Consider the following 7,135-nt stretch of genomic DNA (forward strand, 5'->3'; position numbering starts at 1 on the left):
CCTCACCTTTGCAAGCCTACTTTTATGCACAAACCGCAATTGGAAAATGACAAAACGGCATAACTTGTTACAAAATGTAATGGCAAATACCAAAGTTAACGGTTGGCCATCGCTAAGGTAGCCGGTGTTACCCTACGGCAGCGACGATGGCGAACCAATTTGAGCGCCTCAAAAGCGAAAAGGACGGGCTGGCGGTCAAAGCCGAGCTGGAAGCGTTTGCCCGCATGGGCTGGGAGAACATCCCTGAAGACGACCGGGATCACCGCCTCAAGTGGCTGGGGATCTTCTTTCGCAAGCGCACGCCCGGCCAGTTTATGCTGCGGCTGCGCCTGCCCAATGGGATCCTGACCAGCGGCCAGATGCGGATGTTGGCGGCGATCATCCATCCCTATGGAAAAGATGGCGTAGCCGACATCACCACCCGGCAGAACTTGCAACTGCGCGGCATCCCCATCGAGGAGATGCCCCAGATCTTGGGCTACTTGAAGGAGGTGGGCCTAACCAGCATCCAGTCGGGCATGGACAATGTGCGCAACATTACGGGATCCCCCCTTGCGGGCATTGACCCAGATGAGCTGATTGACGTGCGCGGCCTCACCCGCAAGGTGCAGGACATGGTAACCAACAACGGCGAGGGCAACCCTTCCTTCACCAATCTGCCGCGTAAGTTTAACATCGCCATCTGCGGTTGTCGCGACAACTCCGTTCATGCGGAGATCAACGACCTGGCCTTTGTGCCGGCCTTCAAAGCGGGCAAGCTGGGCTTCAACGTCTTGGTGGGGGGCTTTTTTTCGGCCCGCCGCTGTGCCGAGGCCATCGGGCTGGATGTCTGGGTGGATCCGCGCGATGTGGTTCCTCTGTGCGAGGCGGTGCTGCTGGTCTACCGGGATCACGGCCTGCGGGCCAACCGGCAGAAGGCGCGGCTGATGTGGCTCATTGACGAGTGGGGCCTGGAGAAGTTTCGGGCGGCTGTGGAGCGGCAGATCGGCCATCCGCTGTCCAGAGCGGCGGAAAAAGATGAGGTGGTCTGGCAGAAGCGGGATCTCCTGGGGGTGCATGCCCAGAAGCAGCCGGGCTTGAACTTCGTTGGCCTGCACGTGCCGGTGGGACGGCTGAATGCCCTGGAGATGATGGAGCTGGCCCGCCTAGCGGAGGTATACGGCTCCGGGGAGCTGCGGCTGACGGTGGAGCAGAACGTGCTCATCCCCAATGTGCCCGATTCGCGGGTGGCGCCGCTGCTTAAAGAGCCGCTCTTGAAAAAGTTCTCCCCCAACCCAGGGCCCTTGCAGCGGGGGCTGGTGTCCTGCACGGGCAACCAGTTCTGCAACTTTGCCCTCATCGAGACCAAAAACCGCGCTGTGGCTCTAATGGAAGAGCTGGAAGCCGAGCTGGAGATCCCGCAGACGGTGCGCATCCACTGGACGGGCTGCCCCAACTCCTGCGGCCAGCCCCAGGTGGCCGATATCGGCCTAATGGGCACCACCGCCCGCAAGGACGGCAAGCCGGTGGAAGCGGTGGACATCTACATGGGGGGAGAAGTGGGCAAAGACGCCAAGCTGGGCGAATGTGTGCGTCGAGGGATCCCTTGCGAAGACCTCAAGCCCGTCTTGGTGGAGCTGCTGATTGAGCACTTCGGGGCCAGGCCGCGCCAGCGTCCATCGGCTGCTCAAACTGCTTCTTCCCCCGTGATGGCTTGCTAAGTAGGGGCCAAGTCTGGGGAAGGTTTTCTCTCTGCGTCGTTCAAAATCTTGGAGGTTCCGATGTCTAAACTGTTCTCCCGTCGCCAATTTTTGGCCGGGGCAGCCGCCCTGGCAGCAGGAGCAGCCGCGGCTGGGATCCCACGCGCCCAATCGCAATCTTTGGGTCAGGGCTACTGGGTGGCCCAGGCCGATACTCCCGAGACCCCGCGGGCCAAGCTGGGGTTCATTGCTCTCACCGACGCCGCCCCCCTGATCATCGCCAAAGAGAAGGGGTTTTTTGACAAGTACGGCATGAAGGACGTGGAGGTGGTCAAGCAGGCCTCTTGGGGCACCACCCGCGACAACTTGGTGCTGGGATCCGCTGCTGGCGGCATCGATGGGGCGCACATTCTCACCCCCATGCCCTATCTCATCACCACCGGCAAAGTTACCGATGGCAAGCCGGTACCGATGTACATTCTGGCCCGCCTGAACTTGGACGGTCAGTGCATCAGCATTGCCAACGAGTACCGGGATTTGCAAATTGGCCTGGATAGTTCCCCCCTCAAAGCCAAGTTTGCGGAAGCGCGAGCTGCCGGCAGGGATCCCAAATGCGCGGTAACCTTCCCCGGCGGCACCCACGACCTGTGGATGCGCTACTGGCTGGCCGCCGGCGGGATCGATCCCAATGGCGATGTCTCTGTCATTGTGGTGCCGCCCCCCCAGATGGTGGCCAACATGAAATCCAAAACGATGGAAGCCTTCTGTGTGGGCGAGCCTTGGAATGCTCAACTGGTGAACCAAAAAGAGGGCTATACCGCCCTCACCACCGGCGAGCTGTGGAATCGCCATCCTGAGAAAGCCTTTGCTCTGCGGGCTGACTGGGTGGATGCCCACCCGAAAGCCACCTTGGCGCTGTTGAAGGCGGTGCAAGAAGCCCAGATCTGGTGCGACCAAATGGAGAACAAAGAGGAAATGTGCCGGATCATCGGCGACCGCCGCTGGCTGGGGGTTCCTGTGGCCGATATCTTGGGTCGCGCCAAAGGCACCTTTGACTACGGCACCGGCAAAGTGGTGCAAAACAGCCCCCACCTGATGAAGTTCTGGCAAGACAATGCTTCCTACCCCTTCAAGAGCCACGACCTTTGGTTCCTGACCGAAGACATCCGCTGGGGCTATCTGCCCGCCGACACGGATACCAAAGCCCTGGTGGACAAGGTCAACCGAGAAGATCTCTGGCGCGAGGCCGCCAAAGCCATTGGCCAAGAGGCCGCCATTCCCCCCAGCACCTCTCGCGGCGTGGAAACCTTCTTCGATGGGGTGAAGTTCGACCCCGAAAATCCGGCTGCCTATCTGGAGAAATTGGCCATCAAGAAGCTGGCCTAGCCTGCTCCTTCCAGGGCTTGCAGAACACCTGCAAGCCCCCTGTCCGAGAGATTTCCCTAAGAGCCCCCAGACAGGTTCAAATTAAACCTCTTCTCTCTTGCACTTTCCCTACGCTGACTTTGACCATAGCCCTACTCTCAGCAAACTATGCATCTTCTCCACTTTGCCTTGAAGGTGGGCTGCCACCTCTTCCCTTTGCTCATCCGCTTAGGCCGTTGGCTGCTGAGCCAAGGTGCCTCTCTTCAGGCCCATGCCGGGATCCCTTCTGCCACGAGCTCTGGATCCGCTTGGAGGCAACGAGTCCGGATCCATCAAGCGCTGCGCCGCATTCTCTTGCCCGCTACGGCAATTTTCATCGTGCTCCTGCTCTGGCAAATCCTCTACAGCCGGCCCGGCGCCAACCTGCCCACCCCGCTCCAAGTTTGGCAGGACACCTGGGATCCCCTCATTAAAGATCCCTTTTTTGACTACGGCGGCAACGCCAAAGGACTGTTCTGGCAAATCTGGGCCAGCCTGCAGCGGGTGTTCATTGGGTTTTTCTTGGCCAGTCTGGTGGGGGTTTTGGGCGGCATGGTGATCGGGGTCAACCGCTGGCTGCATGAGGCTTTGGATCCCATTGTTCAGGTGTTGCGCACGGTGCCACCTCTGGCTTGGCTGCCGATTTCTTTGGCCGCCTTTCGCGATGCCAACCCCTCCGCCATTTTTGTTATCTTCATCACGGCCCTCTGGCCCATTTTGATCAACACCATTGCCGGTGTACAGCGGATCCCACAGGACTACCGCAATGTGGCCAGAATTGTACGCATGTCCGGCTGGAAGTATTTCTTTAAGATTGTCTTTCCGGCCACGGTGCCCTACATCTTTACCGGCCTGCGCATCGGGGTGGGCCTCTCTTGGCTGGCGATTGTGGCTGCAGAAATGTTGGTTGGCGGGGTGGGCATCGGCTTCTTCATTTGGGATGCCTGGAATAGCTCCCGCATCAGCGAAATTATTGTGGCTTTGATCTATGTCGGCCTGGTTGGCCTTTTGTTGGATCGGGTTACGGCTTGGATTGGCTCGCTGGTGGTTGCCGAGGATCACTAGGTTGGACTGAGCCCGGAGTTGGCTGCTGACAGTTTGCTCACTTTTCAAAAATGAATCTCAAGGGATCCCTTAGGTAGCATCATGAAGACTCAGCCCTACATCGAAGTTGACCATGTAGACAAAGACTTTTTCCTGGACAATGGGGAGGTTTATCCCGCTCTAAGAGACATCCATCTGGAGATCCAAAAAGGGGAATTTGTCTCGCTAATTGGCCACTCCGGCTGCGGCAAGTCCACCCTCCTCAACATCATCGCCGGCCTGGAAAAACCCTCCCGCGGCGGCGTGCTGCTGGAAGGCCGGCAGATGACGGAGCCCGGCCCGGAGCGCATGGTGGTGTTCCAGAACTATTCCCTGCTGCCCTGGCTGACGGTGCGGGAAAACATCGCCCTAGCCGTGGACGAGGTGCTGGGATCCCTTCCCCAAGCAGAGCGAGCCCGCATCGTGGAAGAGCACATCCGCCGCGTGGGTTTGCAGGGGGCAGCCGACAAGCGGCCCGCCCATCTGTCGGGGGGGATGAAACAGCGGGTGGCCATTGCCCGGGCTTTGGCCATTCGCCCGCGGGTGCTGCTGCTGGATGAGCCGTTTGGGGCGTTGGACGCCCTCACCCGCGGCAGCCTGCAGGAGCAACTGATGGAGATTGCCCAGGCGGAGCAGCTCACCTGTATTTTGGTTACCCACGATGTGGATGAGGCGCTTCTGCTTTCGGATCGGGTGGTGCTGCTGACCAATGGCCCGGAGGCCCGCATCGGCCAGATCTTGCGGATCCCGTTTCCGCGGCCGCGCCACCGGTTGGAAGTGGTGAATCACCCCGAGTACTACAGCCTGCGGGGGGAGATGATCTACTTTCTCAACCAGCAAAAGCGGGCCCGCCAGAAAACTCCTACCCGTGTGGCCATCGCCAAGGGGGGGCTGGAAAAAGTCAACTTGGCAATTGGCTTTGTGCCCCTCAACGACTGCGCCCCTCTGGTGGTGGCCCAAGAAAAGGGCCTGTTTCAGAAGTACGGCCTGGAACAGGTCACGCTGGTCAGGGAGCCGGGCTGGAAAACCATCTGGGAAGGGAGCCGCTCCGGTCGGCTGGATGCGGCCCTGGTGGTGGCCGGGATCCCTTTGGCCTCTACCCTGGGGGTGGGCGGGGTACCGGTGCCTTTGGTAACTGCGCTTACTGTTTCCCGCGGCGGCAACGCCATCACCTTTGGGCGCCGACTCCTGCTGCAGGCCTTCCAGAGCCCCTGGGATCTTCGCCAGTACCTCCGCCAAACTCCCGATACGGTTCATACGCTGGGGGTGGTGCACCCGGCCTCGATGCACAACTTCCTATTGCGCTATTGGCTGGCCAGCGGCGGCGTGGATCCGGATCGAGATGTGACGTTGACGGTGATCCCGCCGCCGCAGATGGTGGCCCACCTCAAGGCCGGCAACATCGACGGCTACTGCGTGGGCGAACCCTGGAACTCCCGCGCTGTGCGGGAACAGGTGGGGGTTATCGTTGCCACCACTCCCGAACTCTTGCCCAGCCACATCGAGAAAGTCCTGGCGGTGCGCCAAGACTGGGCCCAAAGCTACCCCCGCACCCACGTGGCTCTGGTCAAGGCGCTGCTGGAGGCCTGTCACTACTGCGATCAGCCGCAGCACCGTCCCCAGATCCTGGAGTGGCTGGCCCAGCCCCAGTATGTGGGCGTGGTCACAGCCGATCTGGAGCCGGGGTGGAGGGGCATCCTGCAGCGGGGCATTGCCGATGAATCGCAGGTGATTGTCGGTTTCCACCAGTTTGCCAACGGGCGCAACACCTGCCCCGAACGCTTGGAGCATCTCTGGATCCTGACGCAGATGGCTCGCTGGGGCATCTGCCCCTTCCCTCGCAATTGGGTTGCTGTCCTCGACCAAGTGCTGGATGACAAAACCTACGCCCTAGCTGCCAGAGAACTGGGGCTGCCGGATCGGGCCCACGATCGCGGGGCTTTGCTCTTTGCCGACGGATCCCGCTTTGATGGCGAGGATCCCTTGAACTACCTGGAGTCGGTGGCCATTCGCCAGGAGCTGAAGCTGCAGGAATACCCCCTCAGCAAGGTCTAGTTTTTGCCCTACTGAACTCAACTGGAAGGCTTTATGATGACCCACTCTCGCTTAACTTCTTTGTCCTTTTCTTCAGCCTCTTCCCTCTCAGGTCTGCCCCTTCTTTCCCTTCAGAATGTGGGCAAGACCTACTTTACGGCGGCAGGAGCCTTTGTGGCGCTAGAAAATGTCAACTTGGAAGTGGCCGCCGGCGAATTTGTCTGCATCATCGGCCACTCCGGCTGCGGCAAGTCCACCTTGATCAACATGGTGGCCGGGTTTTCTGCTCCTACTTCGGGATCCATCACCCTCAAGGGCCAGCCCATCACCGCCCCAGGGCCGGATCGGATGATGGTGTTCCAAAACTATTCCCTTCTGCCCTGGCTGACGGCTTTTGAAAATGTTTATTTGGTGGTGGACCAGGTCTATCCCGATAAATCCCCTAGAGAGAAAAGGGAAATCGTTCAAGAACACCTAGAACTCGTGGGTTTGGCCGAAGCAGCCCACAAGCGGCCCAAGCAGCTCTCCGGGGGTATGAAGCAGCGAGTGGCCATTGCCCGCGCGCTGGCGGTGCGCCCAGAAGTGCTGTTGCTGGATGAGCCCTTCGGGGCCTTGGATCCCATTACCAAGCAAGAGCTGCAGGATGAGCTGCTGGCCATTTGGCGAGATCACCGCTGCACGGTTTTGATGATTACCCACGACATCGACGAGGCTCTTTATCTGGCAGACCGGGTGGTGATGATGACCAATGGCCCTGCTGCCCATATTGGCGAGATTTTGACGATCCCCTTTGGGCGACCGCGCAGCCGCGCGCGCATCATGGAAATGCCGGAATTTTACGAGTTGCGCAACTCTGCCCTCGACTTTCTCTACCGTCGCTTTGCCCATGAGGAGAACTAATCAGGGAGTTAACCCTCACCCCCAGCCCCTCTCCC

General features: G+C 59.8%; 5 protein-coding genes. All 5 read left to right on the forward strand.

Annotated elements, in window-relative coordinates; genetic code table 11:
- The first annotated feature begins 146 nt into the window (after positions 1-146).
- Complete coding sequence (locus tag NW844_RS11635; RefSeq protein ID WP_414335834.1) at positions 147-1,700, forward strand: ferredoxin--nitrite reductase; 1,554 nt, start codon at positions 147-149, stop codon at positions 1,698-1,700.
- A gap of 60 nt (positions 1,701-1,760) precedes the next feature.
- Positions 1,761-3,065: a CmpA/NrtA family ABC transporter substrate-binding protein gene (locus NW844_RS11640; protein WP_414335836.1), complete on the forward strand. Its 1,305-nt coding sequence runs from the start codon at positions 1,761-1,763 to the stop codon at positions 3,063-3,065.
- A 147-nt stretch (positions 3,066-3,212) separates the two neighbouring features.
- Entirely contained in the window at positions 3,213-4,148 is a 936-nt protein-coding gene (gene ntrB / locus NW844_RS11645; RefSeq protein ID WP_414335837.1) for a nitrate ABC transporter permease, read from the forward strand.
- A gap of 81 nt (positions 4,149-4,229) precedes the next feature.
- On the forward strand, positions 4,230-6,221 hold the full coding sequence (locus NW844_RS11650) for a nitrate ABC transporter ATP-binding protein (protein ID WP_414335839.1): 1,992 nt from the start codon (positions 4,230-4,232) through the stop codon (positions 6,219-6,221).
- A gap of 36 nt (positions 6,222-6,257) precedes the next feature.
- Entirely contained in the window at positions 6,258-7,100 is an 843-nt protein-coding gene (locus tag NW844_RS11655) for an ABC transporter ATP-binding protein (protein ID WP_414335841.1), read from the forward strand.
- Positions 7,101-7,135 lie beyond the last annotated feature (35 nt).

The organism is Synechococcus sp. H55.2 (assembly GCF_047462495.1).
Classification (GTDB): domain Bacteria; phylum Cyanobacteriota; class Cyanobacteriia; order Thermostichales; family Thermostichaceae; genus Thermostichus.

What these genes read in the sequence shown, in the direction of transcription:
- NW844_RS11635 (WP_414335834.1), top strand. Translation starts at nt 147, where the DNA reads ATGGCGAACCAATTTGAGCGCCTCAAAAGCGAAAAGGACGGGCTGGCG.
- NW844_RS11650 (WP_414335839.1), top strand. Translation starts at nt 4,230, where the DNA reads ATGAAGACTCAGCCCTACATCGAAGTTGACCATGTAGACAAAGACTTT.
- ntrB (WP_414335837.1), top strand. Translation starts at nt 3,213, where the DNA reads ATGCATCTTCTCCACTTTGCCTTGAAGGTGGGCTGCCACCTCTTCCCT.
- NW844_RS11640 (WP_414335836.1), top strand. Translation starts at nt 1,761, where the DNA reads ATGTCTAAACTGTTCTCCCGTCGCCAATTTTTGGCCGGGGCAGCCGCC.
- NW844_RS11655 (WP_414335841.1), top strand. Translation starts at nt 6,258, where the DNA reads ATGACCCACTCTCGCTTAACTTCTTTGTCCTTTTCTTCAGCCTCTTCC.